Raw genomic sequence first — 18,367 nt, forward strand, 5'->3', positions numbered from 1 at the left:
CGGGGAAGCGGGTGGCATGGCCGCCCGCCGCGAGCGCCGTCAAGCGCAGTGCGGTGACGACGGCAGCGTTCGGGCGTGCGCCTGTCGGGCGACGCGTCCGATCCGCGCCGTCGAGCGTGTTCAGTGCATTCAGCGTCTTCAGCGCGTCAGCGTCACGAACAGATAGCCGACATACCCGGCCCCGTTCGCCAGCAGCGCCCAGATCGCGAGCCCGCGCGCACGTGCATTGACACGCAGCCAGACCGCCGCCGCGAGCGTGATGACCACGCCGGTCAGCACTTCGGGGCGCGGCTCCCACGGCGTCAGCATGATGCCGATCGCCGGCAGCAGCGTGCCCTGGAACACCATCGCGCCGGTGATGTTGCCGAACGCGAGCGTGTCCTTCTTGCGGCGGATCCACAGCACGCTGTTGACCTTTTCCGGCAACTCGGTCGCGATCGGCACGATGATCAGCGACAGCAGCAGCGCGGAAATACCGAGCAGGTGCGACACGCCTTCGACGCCGTGGATGAAGCCCTTCGCCCCGCCGACGAGCAGCGCGACGCCGAGCGCGAGCTGCAGCGCGATGGTCGCGAGGTTGGTCGGCAGCCCGACGCGCGACAGGAACATCGCGTGCGGCGCCTCGGTGCCGTGCCCGGCATCGACGAGCCGGGTCGACGCGCGGAACGTCATCACGACGTACATCACGTAGACGCCGACCAGCATCGCGGCGAGCAGCGCGCGGACCGCCCACACGTGATGCGGGACGAACATCGCGACGGTGGCGAGCGCGAATGCGGCGATGAAGTAGTTCAGGTCGCGCACGAAGCCGGTCCGCTCGGGCGAGATCGTGCCGGTCAGTCCGCGCGAGCGGATCACGGCGAGCGTCATCAGGAAGGTCGTCAGCGTCGCGAGCATCAGCGGCGCGCCCAGAATCGCTCCGACGCCGATCTCCTCGTTGACCGCCGCGTTCGACGTGCCGCCCGCGAGCGCGAGCAGCGGCACCATCGTTTCGGGTAGCGCGGTGCCGACGGCGGCGAACAGCGAACCGGTCACGCCTTCGGAAATCTTCAGCCGTTCGCCGAGATGTTCGAGCGCATTCGTGAAGAGTTCGGCCGCGACCAGGATGACGATCAGCATGAACGCCAGTTCGACGAGCATCAAGGTCATGCGGCACCTCCGCAGGCAGGCAGGCGGGCAGTGGTGAAACGCGAGAGGGAAGCCAGGAGGAACATGGGGACTCCGTGGTCGGACGTGGACGAACCATGACGCATCTGCCGACGTCCGACCAGGAACGACGCGATGCGTCGATGGTCTCGCCAGACCGATACGGCCGAATACGCCACGGCCGCAGGCCGAGTGTGTTGACGCATTCGCTTTCCGGGGATGGAAAGCAGGCTACTCCCCAAAGACGAAGGGCAGTCTAGCCGAGCCGGCCGCTTTCGGCAAGCGTGTGCGGTCATGCCGCTTCATTCGGGATGGTAAGCCGCCTTCCGACGGACGCACATGCAATTCCAGGAAGCAATCGGTGTGCGCGCGCGGCGGCGTCACGCGCGTGTCACGCAGCGCCGGCCGGGAAATACAGCGCGAACGTCGTGCGTCCGCCCTGGCTCACGACCTCGACCTTGCCGCGGTGCAGTTCGACGATCGACTTGACGATCGCGAGCCCGAGCCCCGCGTTGCGCGCCGCGCCGTGCCGCGACGAATCGATCCGGTAGAAGCGCTCGAAGATCCGCTCGATCTGTTCGGGCGGAATCGCCACGCCGCGGTTCGTGACTTCGACGACCGCGAAGCCGGGCCGGGTCGAGACGGCCAGCTCGATCGTCGACCCGGCTTCCGAGTGTTCGAGCGCGTTCGACGCGAGGTTGCTGACGGCGCGGCGGAACAGCGTCGCGTCCGCGACGACCGGCGCTTCGCCGCGCACGTCGAGCCGCACGCCGGCCTCGTCGGCCAGCGCCTGGAAATACGACGCGAGCCGGCGCAGTTCGTTGCCGGCGTCGAGTTCGGCGGTCTTCAGGTGCTGCCGCGCGTTGTCCGTGCGCGCGAGAAACAGCATGTTCTCGATCATCCGCTGCAGCCGTTCGCATTCCTCGATGTTCGAATCGATCAGCGCTTCGTATTCCTCGGTGGTGCGCGCGCGCGACAGCGTGACCTGCGACGCGCTGATCACGTTCGCGAGCGGCGTGCGCATGTCGTGCGCGAGGTCGGACGAGAACTGCGACAGCCGCACGAACGCGCGCTCGAGCCGGTCGAGCATCCGGTTGACCGAGGTGGCGAGCTCGCGCAACTCGACCGGGCCGCCGCGTGCGTCGAGACGCGCGTTGAGATTGTGCGCCTCGATGCGCGACGTCTGCCGGCCGAGGCTCTCGACCGGACGCAGGCCGCGGGACGCGACCGCGTAGCCGAGCGCGCCGACCAGCAGCGCGCCGAGCGCGGCCGCGAGCCAGATGTCGACGCGATAGCTTTCGAGCAGCGACTGGCGATCGGCCGCCGTGCGCGCCACCGCCACCTGAACGGTTTCGCCCGACGGCAGCGTGGCGCGTGCACGCACGCAGCGCGACGGGCCGATGCCGGGCGGCGCGCAGGTGAACGGGTTGGCGGCCGCGCGCGAGGCACCGGCCGGCTGCGGCCGCGCGATCACTGATGCAAGCGTGTGGCCGGTTGCGTCGGTGTGTTCGACGAGCGGGCGGTTCGCGCCGTCGTAGATGCCGAGATAGACGCCCGGATGCGACAGCAGCACTTCATGGAAGACGGCCGGGTCGGCGCGCAGGGAGGCGGTCGAGCCGCTCGCCCGCGCGAGCTGCAGGAACTGGTCGAGCTTGCCGGCGATCTCGATGTCGTCGCGCCGGGTCAATTCGGCGGACAGCGAGCGATACAGGTACGCGCCGGTCAGCGCGAACACGAGCGCGGCCACGGCCGCGAACGCGAGCGTCAGGCGCCGGAGCAGCGAATAGGGGGCGGGGCCGCCGGTCACGCGCGATCCTCGAGCACGTAGCCCATCCCGCGGATCGTGTGGATCAGTTTCTTCTCGTACGCGTTGTCGATTTTCGCGCGCAGGCGCTTGATCGCCGCATCGACGACGTTCGTGTCGCTGTCGAAATTCATGTCCCAGATCTGCGACGTGATGAAGGTGCGCGTCAGCACCTCGCCCTCGCGTTCCGCGAGCAGCTGCAGCAGCGCGAATTCCTGCGCGGTCAGGTCGATGCGGGTGTCGGCGCGCCGCACGCGGCGCTTGATCAGGTCGACTTCCAGATCGGCGACCTGCAGGATCTCGCGCGCATTGCGCGGCGCACGGCGCAGCAGCGAGCGGATGCGGGCGAGGAACTCCGCATACGCGAATGGCTTGAGCAGGTAATCGTCGGCGCCCAGTTCGAGCCCCGTGACCTTGTCCTCGATCGCCTCCCGGGCCGTCAGCAGCAGCACCGGCGTCTGCTTCTGCGCGCGCAGGCGCCGAAGCACCTCGAAGCCGTCCAGTTCCGGCAGCATCACGTCGAGCACGACGAGATCGAAATCCTCGTGCAGCGCGTGGAACAGCCCGTCCTGGCCGTTCTCGGCCACGTCGACCGTGTAGCTCGCCTCCGTCAGCCCCTTGCGGAGGTACGACGCCATCTTGGGTTCGTCTTCGACTATCAGTATCCGCATGGTGGTGCAGGCCGTGGGTGATTCCGGCCGGTCAGTGTAACGCGTGAGCTTACGGCGCCGCGCGTGCGCGAAAGATGACCGCCGGATGACGGAATTGTCATCCGGCGCGCGTGCGATGCCGTGCCGCCCTTCATGAAAATCCAGTCATGTTTCGGCCATGCCGTCGTCACGCCGGCGGAGATAAGCTGCGGCCGTCTTGTGTCCGGAGCGCGCCGTCGCGGTGCCGCTCCCGTTCATCCGGTCATTGTCTGCCTGATTCCGCATCCATGTCGTACTGGCGCAAATTCATCCTCGTCGTGCTGCTGGCGCTGTGCGTGCCGATCCCGTCGTTCGCGGCCGGGTCGATGCAGTGCGCGGGCACGATCGCTGCGGTGCCGCATGCGGAGCATGGGGCGAGCGCCGCTGCGCCCGCTGCGTCGCCTGCAATGCAGCGCATGCACGGCGAACCGCATGAGCACGACAACCACTCGCGGCATGCGACGCCTTGTTCCGCCTGCGGATCCTGCTGTTTCGGCACGGGCATGGCGGCGGTGCCTGCGGTGCCCGTTACGTCGGACCTCGGTACCGCGATCCTCTCTTTCGCGCCTTCGACCGTCGTCGTGTCGTTCCTGACCGGCGGCATCGACAGGCCGCCGCGCCGGATTTCCGTCTAGTCCCTGCCCGCGGCCACCGGCCGCGATCCACAAACGGTGCAGGCGAACGCCCGACGTCCGCCGCACGACTCACGACGAGAAACATCCATGCGATTGATCATTGCGGCGCTGCTTGGCGCGGCGAGCCTCGTGCCGTCGCTCGCGCCCGCGCAAACCGCCTTTTCCGATCCGGCCGATGCAGCCGCGTCGGTGCCGGACGTCACGACGACGTCCGCGTTCGACGGCTACGTGCCGTATCGCGACGACGCCGGCCCCGGCTGGAAGCAATTGAACCGGGACGTGATGGAGCGGCCCGTGAAGGCACCCACGAAGGGACCCGCGACCGGACACGCGAAGCCCGGAAACCCGGCGGGCGGCGCGGCCCATTCGACGCACGGAGGGGCCGGGCAATGACGCGATTTGCGATTTCACCGCGAATCGGCGCGACCGTGCTCGCGCTGGCATTTCTCGCCGGCTGCACGACGTTTTCGAAGGACGGCGGCTTCGACGCCGTGTCGACCGCCGCATCCGAACGCATCGGGAAAGACGCGGTCATCGTCAGGACCGACGCCGACCGCGAAGCCGTCGACCAGCGGACGAAGGAATTGCTCGCGAAACCGCTGTCGATGGACGACGCGGTGCAACTTGCGCTGCTGAACAATCGCGGCCTGCAGGCGTCGTATGCGGAACTCGGGCTGTCGGAGGCCGATCTCGTGCAGGCCGGCCGGCTGCCGAACCCGCGCTTCTCGTTCAGCCGCACGCGGGCCGGCGACGGCGAACTGAGTCTCGGCCGTACGTTCTCGGCCAACGTGTTCGCGCTGCTGACGCTGCCGCTCGCGACGAACATCGAACGCCGCCGCTTCGAGCAGACCAAGCTCGAAACCGCCGACGCGATGCTGAAGGTCGCGGCCGACGCGCGCCGTGCGTATGTCGAAGCCGTCGCCGCCGAACAGGCCGCGAACTATGCGCAACAGGTGCGCGATGCTGCGAGCGCGGCCGCCGAACTCGCGCAGCGCATGCGGCAGGCCGGCAATTCCAGCCGGCTCGACTACGCACGCGAGCAGGCGTTCCATGCGGACGCGGTCGCGCAGCAGGCGAAGGCGCAACAGCAGGCCGTGGCCGCGCGCGAGAAGCTCACGCGCGCGATGGGGTTGTGGGGCGAGCGCACGCGGTACGCGCTGCCCGAGCGCTTGCCCGACCTGCCGAAGGCACGCCCCGATCTGCCCGATCTCGAGCGCTATGCGATGCACAACCGCCTCGACATCCAGGCCGCGAAGCTGCGGACGCAGGGCGTCGCGTCGTCGCTCGGGCTCAGCAAGGCGACACGCTTCGTCAACGCGGTCGATCTCGGCTACGTGAACAACTACGAGACCGACAAGGGGCACGAGCACGGCTACGAGATCAGCGTGGAGATTCCGCTGTTCGACTGGGGCGGCGCGAAGGTCGCGCGGGCCGAGGCCGTCTACATGCAGTCGGCGAGCCGGCTCGCGCAGACGGCCATCGACGCGCGCTCGGAAGTGCGCGAATCGTATGCGGCATACACGACGCGCTACGACGTCGCGAAGCACTATCGCGACGAAGTCGTGCCGCTGCGCAGGACGATCTCGGACGAGTTGCTGCTGCGTTACAACGGGATGCTCGCGAGCGTGTTCGAGCTGCTGGCCGATGCGCGTGAGCAGGTCGGCGCGGTGAACGGCTACATCGATGCACTGAAGGACTACTGGCTCGCCGAAACCGATCTGCAGGCGGCCGTCGGCGGCCGGCTGCCGACTGGGCAAGCAACACAGCCAACGCCGCGCGCGGACGCTCCCGCCGCATCCACGCCCGACGCTGCGTCGCGGCCGGCTTCTTCACCCGTGGCGCAACCAGCGCCCGCAACGCATCCGGAAGGTCATTGACATGGTGTCCCGTCGACAATTTCTCAGCGGCTCGGGTGCCGCGCTGCTCGGTGCGGCGATGGTCAGCAAGGCCGGCGCGGCATCGCTGCCCGAAGCGCCCACGATGGCGAAGGCCGGCACGCAGCCGCCGCTCGTGCCGCCCAACGGCCGCCCGTACACGCCCGTCGCGACGCTGAACGGCTGGACGCTGCCGTGGCGCATGAAGAACGGCTGGAAGGAGTTCCACCTGACGGCCGAACCCGTCGTGCGCGAGATGGCGCCAGGGATGAACGCGAACCTGTGGGGCTACAACGGCCAGTCGCCGGGCCCGACGATCGAGGCCGTCGAAGGCGACAAGGTCCGCATCTTCGTGACGAACCGCTTGCCCGAGCACACGACGATCCACTGGCACGGGCTGCGGCTGCCCAACGGCATGGACGGCGTCGGCGGCCTCACGCAGCCGCATATCCCGCCCGGCAAGACCTTCGTTTACGAGTTCCAGCTGGAGGCGCACGGCACGTTCATGTATCACCCGCACGCCGACGAGATGGTGCAGATGGCGATGGGGATGATGGGCATGTTCATCGTGCATCCGAAGGATCGCGCGACGATGCCGGTCGATCGCGACTTCGTCTTTCTGCTCGCCGCGTACGACATCGATCCGGGCAGCTACACGCCGCGCGTGAACGAGATGACGGACTTCAACATGTGGACGTTCAACTCGCGCGTGTTCCCGGGCATCGACCCGCTGCCGGTGCGGGCGGGCGACCGCGTGCGGATTCGTTTCGGGAACCTGACGATGACGAACCATCCGATCCACCTGCACGGCTACAGCTTCGAGGTGGCCGGCACCGACGGCGGCTGGATTCCGCCGGCGGCGCGCTGGCCGGAGGTGACGGCCGACGTCGCGGTCGGCCAGATGCGCGCGATCGAGTTCACCGCCGATCGTCCGGGCGACTGGGCGTTCCATTGCCACAAGTCGCATCACACGATGAACGCGATGGGTCACCAGGTGCCGAACCTGATCGGCGTGCCGCAGAAGGATCTCGCGCAGAAGATCGGCAAGCTCGTGCCCGACTACATGGCGATGGGCAGCACCGGCGGCGCGATGGGCGGCATGGAGATGCCGCTGCCCGACAACACGCTGCCGATGATGACGGGCACCGGCCCGTTCGGGCCGCTGGAGATGGGCGGCATGTTCACGGTCTGCAAGGTGCGGCAGGGGCTCGGCCGCAACGACTATCGCGATCCGGGCTGGTTCCGGCATCCGAAGGGCACCGTCGCGTACGAATACACCGGCGAATTGCCGGACGGTTGAGCGGCGGGCCGCATGCGGCGGCCGCGACGATGCGGCCGCCGGTTTTCGTTTCATTCACTCAGGAGCACGCACGATGAAGAAGGGACTGGTTTCGATTGCAACGGGTTGCATGCTGGCGTTTTCCGCCGCGTCGTACGCGGCTGGCGACATGGCCGGCATGGACATGAGCGGCGGCGCGATGCAGGGCGGCGACGCGAAGCGCGAGATGTCGCACGGCGAGATCCGCAAGGTCGACGCGGCGGCGGGGAAGCTGACGATCAAGCACGGCCCGCTGGAGAACCTCGGGATGGATGCGATGACGATGGTGTTCAAGGTCAAGGATCCGGCGATGCTGTCGCAGGTGAAGGTGGGCGACAAGGTCGACTTCGTCGCCGCGGACGTGGGCGGCGCGTTGACCGTCGTCGATCTGAGGAAGCCGTGATGGCGGGGATGACCATGAAGATCACCACGCTCGGGCGGCTGGCCGCCCTCGCCGCGGCCGGCGCGATCGCCGCCGCCGTGCCGGCCGCGGCATTCGCGCACGGCAAGCTGGAAAGCGCCGCACCGGCGACGGGCAGCACGGTCGATACCGCGCCCGACACGTTGCGGCTGACGTTCAACGAAGACCTCGAACCGGCGTTCAGCTCGGTGAAGGTGTCGGACGCGAGCGGCAACGCCGTCGCGCACGAGAAGGCGAAAGTCGATGCGTCGAATCCGCGCGTGATGACCGTCGCGATCCCGAAGCTCGCGCCCGGCGCGTACACGGTGCAGTGGGTGGCGATGACGGCCGACGCGCATCGCACCAAGGGCACCTACACGTTCAGGGTGAAGGGGTGAACGAGGGCTTCGTCGGCCTCCTGAGGCTCGTGTCGGTGGCGATCCAGAACACCGGATTCGCCGTCGTCGTCGGCGCGCTGCTCGGCAGCCACTGGCTCGCGCGCGGCGAGTCGGCGTGGCAGCACGGCATCGCGCGGCGTCTCGTCGCGACGCTGCGCATCGCGTCCGCCGTGTCGCTGCTCGCGAGCACCACCGCGTTCTGGGCGCACTGCGCGCTGATGAGCGACGTGTCGATGCTGGACGCCGGGCCGGCCGTCCGCTCGATGCTCGCCGGCACCGGCTTCGGCCACGCGTGGCTGGCCAGTGCGGTGTTCACGGCGGTCGTCGTGCTGCTGTCATTGCTTCGGGATGCGAACGACACGCGTTTTCCGTTCGTGATGTGGGCCGCGCTCGCGGGCATCGCACTCTCGCGCAGCAACGGCGGGCATCCGGTCGACGCGGGGCTGTTCAGCGTGCCGGTGTGGGTCGACTGGCTGCATCTGCTGGCGATCAGCGCGTGGGTCGGGCTCGTGTTCGTGACTGCGTTCGGCGTGATGCCGCGTCTTGCCGGCATGCCGGCGAGCGAACGCGCGACCGGCGCTTCGTTCGTGCAGTCGCTGTCCGATGCGTCGACGTATGCGTTGATCGTGCTGTTCGCGACCGGCGCCTACAACGGCTGGCGCGGTGTCGATACGCCCGCGAACCTGCTTGCGTCGACATACGGACAGATCCTGCTGTTCAAGCTCGCGCTCGTGCTGATCGCGGCGGCGCTCGGCGGGCACAACCGGTTCTTCGAGATGCCGAAGCTGCTGGCGGCGCTGAAGGACCCGGACACTGCGACGCCGGCCGGCCTGTTGCGCCGGTTCGGCGCGGTGCTGCGGATCGAGGCGGTCGTGCTGGCCGGCGTGCTGATGGTGGCTGCCGTGCTCGTGTCGAGCGCGTTGCCGGGGACGGTTTAGCTCCACGGCCGGCGGGGCGAAGCCGGCATCGGGAAATCGTCGCAACAGGGGACGGGATTCATCAGGCGATTTCCCGCTTTCCGACCGCGGGCGCGCGGTCGATCGCCATCGCGCAGCGGTGTCGAAGATTACGTTCATCTGTCTTCCGGTTACTAACAACTGTCATCGAGCGCCGCTAAGCTTTCGCCATCCTCACAACCGGGATTCCCCGCCATGCGCTCGACAATCCGCCTGTTTGCCCCGCTATTGCTGCTTCCCACGCTTGCCGCACCGGTCTTCGCCGCTACTGCCGCCCCCGTCAGCCCGAACTGCGGCGGCAGCACGACGCCGATCGCCGACATCCAGGGGCCCGGCGCGCCGTCGCCGCTGGCTGGCCAGAACGTGTCGATCGAAGCGGTCGTCACCGCCGATTTCGGCGGCACGGACGGCTTCGGCGGCTTCTTCGTCCAGCAGGCCGACGCGCAGCGCCGCAACCAGCCGGGCGTGTCCGAAGGCCTGTTCGTCTATGCGCCGAAAGCGCGCGCGAAGGCCGGCGATCTCGTGCACGTGAGCGGCAAGGTCGAGGAAAAATACGGGCAGACGCAGCTGACGCTGTCGGGCGCGATCGCGGTGTGCGCGAACGGCCAGACGGTCACGCCCGCGACGCTCACGCTGCCGGTCGACAACCCGAACGCGTTCGCCGCGTACGAAGGGATGCGCGTGCGCCTGCCGCAGACGCTCACCGTCACCGACAACTACGAGCTCGGCCGCTACGGCAGCGTGATGCTGAGCAACGGCCGCCTGCACACGCCGACGAGCGTGGTGCCGCCGTCGCAGGCGCAGACGCAGATCGATGCGAACGCACGCAACCGGCTGATCCTCGACGACGGCTCGAACAAGCAGAACCCGGCGACCGTGCCTTACCCGGCGCCAGAACTGTCGGCCGCCAACACGCTGCGCTCGGGCTACACCGTGCGCGACGTCGAAGGCGTACTCGAGGTGCGTTACGGCGCATGGCGCGTGCAGCCGCTGCCCGGCGCGGCCGCGCCGACGTTCGACACGCGTTCGAACCCGCGCGCCAACGCCCCGGCGCGCGATCCGAAATCGAACCTGCGCGTCGCGTCGTTCAACGTCCTCAACTACTTCAACGGCAACGGTCTCGGCGGCGGCTTCGACGATCCGAACAACCGCGGCGCGAAGAGCTATCCGGAATTCCAGCGCCAGGAAGCGAAGATCGTCAGCGCGCTGAAGGCGCTCGACGCCGACGTGATCGGCCTGATGGAAATCCAGAACAACGGTTACGGCGAACTGAGCGCGGTGCGCCAGCTCGCGGCGAAGCTCGGCAGCCACTGGCGCGTGGTCGACCCGGGCACGTCGCGCCTCGGCGGCGACGCCATCGCGGTCGCGATGATCTACGACAGCCGCACGGTCGAACCCGTCGGCCGCACGTCGACGCTCGCGATCGACGACAAGAACCGCCAGCCGCTCGCGCAGTCGTTCCGCCGGATCGGCGGCAAGCAGGCGCTGACGATCGCGGTCAACCATCTGAAGTCGAAGAACTGCCCGGACGCGGCGAACGACGATCTCGACCAGGGCGACGGCCAGGGCTGCTGGAACCCGACGCGCACGCGCGCGGCCGCGAAGCTGGCCGACTGGCTCGCCGGCACGCCGACGGGCGTCGCGGGGCAGGGCACGCTGCTGATCGGCGACTTCAACAGCTACACGTACGAAGACCCGATCCGCCTGCTCGAATCGCGCGGCTACCGCAACCTCGTGTCGCGCTGGATCGGCGCCAATGCGTACAGCTACGTGTACAACGGCGAAGCCGGCTACCTCGATCACGCGCTCGCGTCGCTGCCGCTCGCATCGCACGTGAAGGCCGTGCACGAATGGCACATCAACGCGGACGAGCCGCTCGCGCTGCAGTACACGCTCGCGTACAAGTCGGCCGAGCAGCAGAAGACCTTCTACGCGCCGGATGCGTATCGTTCGTCGGACCACGATCCGGTGCTGATCGATATCGCGCTGCCGGGCGGCGGGCGCTGATCTCCTCCACGTCGAACCTCTGAAGTACGGCGTGCGGCGCTGCCGCACGTCGTCGCGTGAGTCGGCGGCGGCGCGCAAGTCATGTCATGCGCTGTCGCTCGCTCACCGGTCTCTCTCTCCTCCACGCATCACGTGCCCGATTCGCGATCGCCGCAATCCGATCCGGAATGCACGGCGCGAATGATCGCTTCATCGTTGCGAATACCCGCGTATTACGCATCAATGCCGTTCAGCGCATCCGATGGTTTTATTCCGACACCGAGTAAATAATTCCTCCGTGCCTCATGCAAATAGTCTGAATCGGTATTTTATGGATGATGTCGGGCTTTATTCAATGATTCGCTCTAATCGAATTCGGATAATTAAAATGAAAGAAAAATCCTGTCGATTTGAAGGGATTTTGCGCGCGATTCCAATACTAGCCAAGCGCTACGAGATCTGCGCAAAACGGACGGCATTTCAGGAAAAATGATTCACGCAACGTGTCCGGTTCGAACAATCGTTTTTCTTTCAAATACCAGACACTGACCGCCGTTCGCATCATAAGAGATTTTTTAATATCGGAATGATCTTTGACAACGCGGCGCAGCACCGCCTATTTTTGTCATGTCGTAAATATTGGTAATACGATAAGTCGTCGAAACTGCCAGGGGGCGGCGTTCCCGCATCATTCTCCGCCAGCAGTTCGCTGTGTCTGTATCAAGTTCAGTCTCTCGAAGAAGTCCATTCCCCAACCGCCGTCTGCCGACCGTGCAACGCGAGTGGCGGGTATGCCTGCGCGTTTTTCGCCGGCGATGGCGGCCTGTGTGAAGCGGTATCCGACCCAACACAAGGATCGAGGCATGAAACCAGACAGGAGCATTACCGGCAGCCGCCGCGCACGTCGCGGCCGGCTGGCCGGGCTAGGCGCATTGACCGTCGTGACGATGGTGCTTGCGGGCTGCGGCGGCGACGATTCGTCGTCGGTCGGCGCATCGAGTCTCGCGCAGGCCACCGCCAGCCAGCAGGCCGGCGCGCAACAGGCGGCCGGCAGCCAGACGCCGGCGGCGAACCAGCCTTACGTCGACCCCGTCGCCTATTCGATGAACGCGACCGACGGCCTCGCGGCCGCGCAGGTCTCGGAGAAGGCGGCGGTGATGCATTACCAGTGGCAATCCGGCGGCACGACGGTCAGCTACACGACGACCACCGGCCACCTGACCGCGCAGGACGCGAACGGCAACGCGGAAGCGTCGATGTCGTACGTCGCGTACACGGTGCCGAGCACGAACGGCAAGCCGCGCCCCGTCACGTTCGTCTACAACGGCGGCCCGGGCTCGTCGTCGATCTGGCTGCGGCTCGGCTCGTTCGCGCCGACGCGCGTCGCCACGCCCGATCCGCTGTTCGGCAGCACCTGGCCGAACTATCCGCTCGTCGACAACGCGGAAAGCCTGATCGACACGACCGACCTCGTGTTCATCGACCCGCCGGGCACCGGGCTGTCGGAAGCCGTGCTGCCGAACACCAACCAGAAGTACTGGGGTTCGGATGCGGACGTCAACATCATGCGCGACTTCATCCAGCGCTACCTGAACGTCAACAACCGCGGCACGTCGCCGATCTACCTGTACGGCGAATCGTACGGCACGCCGCGTACCGACATGCTCGCGCTGGCGCTCGAATCGGCCGGCGTGCACCTGACGGGGATCGTGCTGCAGTCTGCAATCCTGAACTACTTCGCCGATGCGGTGGAAGCGGTCGCGATCACGCAGTCGACCGAAGGGCTGCTGCTCGAGACCGATACCGTGGCCGGCTACCTGCCCGGCTATGCGGCGGTCGCGGCGTACTTCAACCAGGTATCGCCGGCGCCGGTCAATCCCTATCTGTACGCACTGCAGACCGAGTTGTTCACGACGCTGATCTACAACCAGCTGCAGCAGTACTCGCAGTCGTGGGTGCTGAGCCAGCTCGGCATTCCGGACGCGCTCGGCACGCCGGTGTTCCCGAGCGATGCGACGCTGAGGCTGTGGTCGTTGCCGTCGAGCCTCACGCAGCAGGCGCTGCGCGGCTACTTCAACGCGAATCCGTTCGGCACGAGCCTGCTGCCCGGCACGACGATCGGCCGCTACGACGGACGCGTGTCGTTGCCGAACGCCGACCCGCGGCTGCAAACGGACGGCGATCCGTCGGACATCCTGATCTCGCAGCCGTTCACCAACGCGCTCGCGACGCAGATGCCCGACTACCTCGGCTACACCGCGCCGAACGCGACCTACCTGCCGCTGAACGACAACATCATCCAGGTGTGGGACTTCTCGCATGACGGCCAGCCGATGCCCGACACGATCCCCGATCTGCTGGGCGCGCTGCAGCTCAATCCGAAGCTCCGGGTGCTCGCGGAGAACGGCCTCCACGATCTGGCGACGCCGTTCTTCAACACCGAGAAGCAACTCGCGCGGCTGCAGACGGTGAAGGGGCTGAACCCGAAGCTGCAGGTGAACTTCTTCCAGGGCGGGCACATGACGTATCTGGATGACGTGGCCCGTCCGCAGATGAAGCGCGACCTGAAGCTCTTCTATCAGGGCCGGCGGATTCCGACCGCGCTGACGCTGCACACGCTGCCGCCGCCGTGGCCGGACGAGAACCCGGCCGGCACGCCGACCGGCGCCTCGCCGGGCGCGACCACCGCGACGACGCTGGCAGCGGCACCGTAAACAACGGACTCCTTGCGAAAAGGAACCCACTATTCATCCATCGAATGCGAGTGATCATGTCCCTAATCAACTTGATGCGGCGTATGTCCCCGTTGATCGTCCTCGGTGCCGTGATGAGCAGCGCTCACGCATTGCCGCCGCAGGCGGTGGCGCCGGTGAAGCTGCCGCGCGGCGGGCACGGCGTCGACGGCCCGTTCTTTCCTTCGACCCGCGTGGCACCGGTATTGCCGTCGACCGGCGCAACGCTGCAGCAGCAGGCGCAGAAGCGCGTCGATGCCCGGCTCGGCGGCAACACGGTACTGAGCAACGGCGCGGCGGTGACGAAAGCGCAGGCGCAGAGCGGCGGGCTCGGGTTCGTCGCGAAGCACTTCGACGAGATCGATGCGAAACACACCGGTCGCGTGACGATGAGCGACGTGCGGCAGTTCATCCAGCAGCGGCAGGTGCAGGCGCAGCAGGAACAGCAGGAGTGACGGTGTAGAGAGGTCGCGCGCGGGAGGGCGGCCGGTGTCGGCCGGTGCCGTGGGGGCCGGCCGCTCGACTGCGGCGGCGGCCTGCCTTCAACCTGCCGCGGCGCACGTTCGGCCGCGGCTTTCTTCATCGAAGTTCGGTTCACGCGCGGGCAACGCGAAGCCGCGTCATGCTTCACGCGATCGACGCTCAGCCTTCCCGGTGCGCGTAGCGCCTCGCCGTCGCCGACGGCAACTCGCCGAACATCGCGCGGTAGTCCTGCGCAAAACTGCTCAGGTGCCAGAAGCCCCACTTCGTCGCGGCCGACGTCACGGACCCGCCGAGCCGCAGCTCGCGGCGAACGTGATTCAACCGGACCGCGCGCAGGTACGCGATCGGATTCAGGTTGAGCGTGTCGTTGAACGCGTACTGCGCGGTACGCCGGCTGATGCCGAGCTGCACGCACAGTTCGGCGATCGACAGCGGGCACGTCGACGCATCCTGCAGCCGCGCCTGCACCGCGTTGACGAGCGACCAGTACTTCGTCGGCCGCGTCGCGAGGGCGTTCGCCTCCGGCGCGGGCATCGTCATCGCTTCTGAAATCGCATACAGCACGGTCCGTTCGAGCAGTTCGATCCGCGCCTGCGTCGTCACGTCCTCGATCGGCGTGCTCTTCGCGGCCGCGGCCATCGTGTGGCGCAGCAGGTCGCGCAGGCGGTCCGCGACCTGGGGCGTCATCGGGATCAGCGGCGCGAAGGTGCGCGCGCGCAGCGACGCGGCGAGCGTGCGCATCGCCTCCGTCGACAGCTTGTCGGGCTCGATCTCGACGTTCACGAGCACGTGCCGGTCGGGCGAATAGAACTCGAACACCGGCTGGCTGGAAAACACATGGAGGCTGTCGCGCCCGCTCTTCTCGCCGCACATGCGCGCATGGCCTTCGAGTTCCAGCGGCACGGCCACCGCGATGCGGTCCGACGGCACCGCGCCCTGCTGCAGGATCACCTTGTCGAGGTCTTCGACCAGGAGCCGGATGCCGCCGAGCGACACGATGGACGACGAACCATGAAACCGGCCGCCCGAGATCTGCGTGTAGTTGAGATGCCAGCCGTCGAAGATCCGCGCCTGTTCCTCCACGTCGGTGAACGCGCAGAACGCCACCGCGCGTGCGAACGGCGGGGCGCCGGAAAAATCGCTCGGATCGGCGGACGGCGTCATCGGAGTCGGGAAGGGGCGGGCCGGATCGACGCATTGTAGCCGCTGCGCGCGCCGGTCAAAAACCCCGGCGGCCCGATTCCCGGAGAAAACCCTCGCTTGCCGAAATCCGATAGTGAAAAGCCGGCCGGCGCAATACCTTTGGCATGAACGGAACACAACGCATCGCGCCGGCGCCGGGAGCATCCCGCTTCGTTGCCGGACGAACCGAACACGGCTGCCGGCGCGGGTCCGGCGGCACTTTTCTGGAGAGACGTCGATGGAGCTTCCACGTGGCGGGTTCTGGCGGAACTGGGTCGGCAATCAGTCGTGCGTCGCCGCGCACATGGCGTCGCCGACCTGCGAGGCGGAAATCGCCGAACTGGTGCAGGCCGCGACGCGCCAAGGCAAGAACGTCCGATGCTCGGGATCGGGACATTCGTTCACGCCGATCGTCGCGACGAGCGGCCTGCTGCTGTCGCTGAAGGACTATCAGGGCATCGTCGCGGTCGACGAGCGACGCAAGCGCGTCACGGTGAAGGCCGGCACGCGGATCAATGCGGTGACGCGTCATCTGAAGGACATCGGTTTCTCGCTCGTCAACCAGGGCGACATCGATTCCCAGGCGATTGCCGGTGCGCTCGCAACCGGCACGCATGGCACGGGGACGACGCTGGGCAACCTGTCGTCGCAGGTGGTCGGGATGCGGATCGTTCGCCCCGACGGCTCGATCATGGAAGTGAGCGACCAGCAGGACCTCGATCTGCTGCACGCGACCCAGGTGAACCTCGGCCTGTTCGGCGTGGTGTCGGAGCTGACGCTGCAGGTGACCGACGCGTTCTGGCTGCACGACCGCGTGTGGCGCGAGGACTTCGAGGCGCTGATGGAACAGTACGACGACCTCGCGGCGAAGCATCGCCATTTCGGATTCTTCTGGTGCCCGACGTCCGAAAGCCGTCACCTGTACTGCCTGCCCGATACCACGAAGGTGTCGAATTCGAAGAAGGACTACGACGTGTGCGAGATCAAGGTGATGGACATCACCGACGAGCGCGCGTTCTACGAAGGCGAGCACGAGAAGATCGCGTACAGCTCCGAGGTCTACGCGATTCATTACGTCGCGAACTTCCACGAGCTCGAATACGCGGTGCCCGCCGAACACGGCAAGGAAGCGCTGCGCCGCGTGCGCGAGCTGATCCTCACGAAGCACCGGGACTGCATCTTCCCGGTCGAGTACCGCTTCACGAAGGGCGATCCGGCGTGGATCAGCCCGTTCAATCATCAGGATAGCGTGACGATTTCGTGCTCGGGCGGTCCGAACGGCGTCGACTACTGGCCGTTCCTGAAGGACGTCGACGACATCCTGCGCGACTACGGCTCGCGTCCGCACTGGGGCAAGCTGCACTTCACGAACCGCGACGACGTGGACCGCTGGTTCCCGAAGGCCGAGGCGTTCCGTGAACTGCGCCGCAGCGTGGACCCTGAAGGCCATTTCCTCAACGATCATCTTCGGACGCTGTTCAGCTGAGCGGTCCGAACGAACCAGACTGGAGAACGACTCATGAATGTCAAGATCGACGGGCGCCTGGCGGGCAAGGTCGCCATCGTGAGCGGCGGCGCGGGCGGGTGCGGCGCCGCCGCATCGGAACTGTTCGCCGCGCAGGGGGCGAAGGTGGCGATCATCGACCGCGACGGCGACGCGGCCGACACGCTCGCGTCGCGGCTGCGCGATGCCGGCTTGCAGGCGATCGGCCTCGGCGCCGACGTGTCGAAGCAGTCGGACGTGCGGAACGCAGTCGATGCGGCCTGCAAGCAGTTCGGCAACGCGGACATCCTGTTCAATCACGCGGGGACGCTGATCGTCAAACCGTTCCTCGACATCGAGGAGTCGGAATGGGACTGGCTGATGGGCGTGAACGTGAAGAGCATGTTCCTGATGACGCAGGCGGTGCTGCCGCAGATGCTGGAAAAAGGGCGCGGCAGCATCGTCTGCACGTCGTCGATCTCGGCCGTCTGCGCGACGCCCGGCGAAGTGCTGTATGACGCGACCAAGGGCGCATGCCACATGTTCGCGCGCGCGATCGCCGTCGAATACCGCGATCGCGGCATCCGCTGCAATGCGCTCGCGCCCGGGTTCATCCGCACCCCGCACGGGATGCGCGAACTGAGGGATCTGCAGGCGATGGGCGTGGACGCGACGGAAGCGGCTATCGCAGTGCAGCAAGGCCGGCTGTGCGAACCGTCGGAAGTGGCCGCGGCCGCACTGTTCCTGGCGTCGGACGAATCGAGCTTCGTCAACGGCACCCATCTGTTCGTCGACAACTGTTTCTCCGCGGTTTAGGCCCCGATATTCGCGGGAAGCCGAAGGGCAGGCGCGAGCCCCCAGGAACGGCAGGTTCTGTCGAAGGTTCCGCAGCGATGCGGACCTTCGATTTTTTTTGCCGGTTCGCCGCGCGATGTGTCCTAGCGGATTGTCGTAATCCTTCTATCTGAACGAATTTGCGTCTGCTGGAATGGCAATGCCGAATCACCGTTCAGCCGGCGTCGCGGGGCGGCATGGTTGTCGACGTCATCGAGCGCCGGTCCGGCGCTCGACTTCGCGGGTCCGGGCAAGTCCGGCCCACCAGGGTCAATCCATCACTCTCTTTTGATCAATCATCATGTTCAACCGCACTACCAGCACCGTCGCCAACGTCGATCCGGAACTCTGGACTGCCATTCAGGACGAGAACCGCCGCCAGGAAGATCACATCGAGCTGATCGCGTCGGAAAACTACACGAGCCCGGCCGTGATGGCCGCACAGGG

At 66.9% G+C, this 18,367-nt stretch carries 16 protein-coding genes, 1 pseudogene and 1 riboswitch; of the genes and pseudogenes, 13 read left to right on the forward strand and 4 right to left on the reverse strand.

Annotated features, from left to right (window positions below; genetic code table 11):
- Nucleotides 1–138: 138 nt before the first annotated feature.
- From DIE16_RS22220 to DIE16_RS22230, 3 genes are all read right to left on the reverse strand, one after another.
- Nucleotides 139–1,149, reverse strand: coding sequence for a sodium:calcium antiporter (locus DIE16_RS22220; protein WP_124893407.1), 1,011 nt, complete (start codon nucleotides 1,147–1,149; stop codon nucleotides 139–141).
- A gap of 73 nt (nucleotides 1,150–1,222) precedes the next feature.
- Nucleotides 1,223–1,398, reverse strand: a riboswitch (yybP-ykoY riboswitch).
- A gap of 139 nt (nucleotides 1,399–1,537) precedes the next feature.
- Nucleotides 1,538–2,953, reverse strand: a complete 1,416-nt coding sequence (locus DIE16_RS22225) for a heavy metal sensor histidine kinase (RefSeq protein ID WP_124893408.1) — start codon at nucleotides 2,951–2,953, stop codon at nucleotides 1,538–1,540.
- A complete protein-coding gene (locus tag DIE16_RS22230) occupies nucleotides 2,950–3,621 on the reverse strand; it encodes a heavy metal response regulator transcription factor (protein ID WP_124893409.1) in 672 nt (223 codons plus the stop codon). The genes DIE16_RS22225 and DIE16_RS22230 overlap by 4 nt, the downstream gene beginning before the upstream one ends.
- A gap of 266 nt (nucleotides 3,622–3,887) precedes the next feature.
- On the opposite strand from DIE16_RS22230, the gene DIE16_RS22235 reads away from it, so the two are divergent.
- The 10 genes from DIE16_RS22235 (at nucleotide 3,888) to DIE16_RS22285 (ending at nucleotide 14,393) form a co-directional block, all read left to right on the forward strand.
- Nucleotides 3,888–4,274: a hypothetical protein gene (locus DIE16_RS22235; RefSeq protein WP_124893410.1), complete on the forward strand. Its 387-nt coding sequence runs from the start codon at nucleotides 3,888–3,890 to the stop codon at nucleotides 4,272–4,274.
- 87 nt (nucleotides 4,275–4,361) lie between these two features.
- Nucleotides 4,362–4,667: a hypothetical protein gene (locus DIE16_RS22240; RefSeq protein ID WP_124487015.1), complete on the forward strand. Its 306-nt coding sequence runs from the start codon at nucleotides 4,362–4,364 to the stop codon at nucleotides 4,665–4,667.
- Complete coding sequence (locus DIE16_RS22245) at nucleotides 4,664–6,151, forward strand: TolC family protein (protein ID WP_124893411.1); 1,488 nt, start codon at nucleotides 4,664–4,666, stop codon at nucleotides 6,149–6,151. The genes DIE16_RS22240 and DIE16_RS22245 overlap by 4 nt, the downstream gene beginning before the upstream one ends.
- Nucleotide 6,152: 1 nt before the next feature.
- The gene (locus tag DIE16_RS22250) at nucleotides 6,153–7,448 is read left to right on the forward strand and encodes a multicopper oxidase family protein (RefSeq protein WP_124487013.1); all 1,296 of its coding nucleotides are present in this window, start codon (nucleotides 6,153–6,155) and stop codon (nucleotides 7,446–7,448) included.
- Nucleotides 7,449–7,521: 73 nt separating this feature from the next.
- Nucleotides 7,522–7,869 carry a copper-binding protein gene (locus DIE16_RS22255; RefSeq protein WP_124893412.1) on the forward strand — a complete coding sequence of 116 codons (348 nt, stop codon included), beginning with the start codon at nucleotides 7,522–7,524 and terminating at the stop codon, nucleotides 7,867–7,869.
- Nucleotides 7,870–7,883: 14 nt separating this feature from the next.
- Nucleotides 7,884–8,264, forward strand: a complete 381-nt coding sequence (gene copC / locus DIE16_RS22260) for a copper homeostasis periplasmic binding protein CopC (RefSeq protein ID WP_124893413.1) — start codon at nucleotides 7,884–7,886, stop codon at nucleotides 8,262–8,264.
- Complete coding sequence (locus DIE16_RS22265; RefSeq protein ID WP_124893414.1) at nucleotides 8,261–9,202, forward strand: copper resistance D family protein; 942 nt, start codon at nucleotides 8,261–8,263, stop codon at nucleotides 9,200–9,202. Before copC ends, DIE16_RS22265 begins: the two co-directional genes overlap by 4 nt.
- A 213-nt stretch (nucleotides 9,203–9,415) precedes the next feature.
- Nucleotides 9,416–11,227 carry an ExeM/NucH family extracellular endonuclease gene (locus DIE16_RS22270; protein ID WP_124893415.1) on the forward strand — a complete coding sequence of 604 codons (1,812 nt, stop codon included), beginning with the start codon at nucleotides 9,416–9,418 and terminating at the stop codon, nucleotides 11,225–11,227.
- An 842-nt stretch (nucleotides 11,228–12,069) separates the two neighbouring features.
- Complete coding sequence (locus DIE16_RS22280) at nucleotides 12,070–13,920, forward strand: S10 family serine carboxypeptidase-like protein (protein ID WP_124893416.1); 1,851 nt, start codon at nucleotides 12,070–12,072, stop codon at nucleotides 13,918–13,920.
- A gap of 44 nt (nucleotides 13,921–13,964) precedes the next feature.
- Nucleotides 13,965–14,393 carry a hypothetical protein gene (locus DIE16_RS22285; protein WP_044848324.1) on the forward strand — a complete coding sequence of 143 codons (429 nt, stop codon included), beginning with the start codon at nucleotides 13,965–13,967 and terminating at the stop codon, nucleotides 14,391–14,393.
- Nucleotides 14,394–14,580: 187 nt separating this feature from the next.
- Here the strand turns inward: DIE16_RS22285 and DIE16_RS22290 are convergent, their stop codons facing one another.
- On the reverse strand, nucleotides 14,581–15,585 hold the full coding sequence (locus tag DIE16_RS22290) for a helix-turn-helix domain-containing protein (RefSeq protein ID WP_124893417.1): 1,005 nt from the start codon (nucleotides 15,583–15,585) through the stop codon (nucleotides 14,581–14,583).
- Nucleotides 15,586–15,841: 256 nt separating this feature from the next.
- Between DIE16_RS22290 and DIE16_RS22295 the strand changes: the two genes are divergently transcribed.
- From DIE16_RS22295 to glyA, 3 genes and pseudogenes are all read left to right on the forward strand, one after another.
- The gene (locus tag DIE16_RS22295) at nucleotides 15,842–17,089 is read left to right on the forward strand and encodes a D-arabinono-1,4-lactone oxidase (RefSeq protein ID WP_124893418.1); all 1,248 of its coding nucleotides are present in this window, start codon (nucleotides 15,842–15,844) and stop codon (nucleotides 17,087–17,089) included.
- A gap of 33 nt (nucleotides 17,090–17,122) precedes the next feature.
- Nucleotides 17,123–17,902 (forward strand): SDR family NAD(P)-dependent oxidoreductase, encoded by a 780-nt coding sequence (locus DIE16_RS22300; protein ID WP_124520784.1) that lies wholly within the window; start codon nucleotides 17,123–17,125, stop codon nucleotides 17,900–17,902.
- A 319-nt stretch (nucleotides 17,903–18,221) separates the two neighbouring features.
- Nucleotides 18,222–18,367 (forward strand): annotated as a pseudogene (gene glyA / locus DIE16_RS22305) (serine hydroxymethyltransferase); the annotation flags it as partial.

The sequence above is a fragment of the Burkholderia sp. Bp9090 genome (assembly GCF_003857985.1).
GTDB lineage: Bacteria > Pseudomonadota > Gammaproteobacteria > Burkholderiales > Burkholderiaceae > Burkholderia.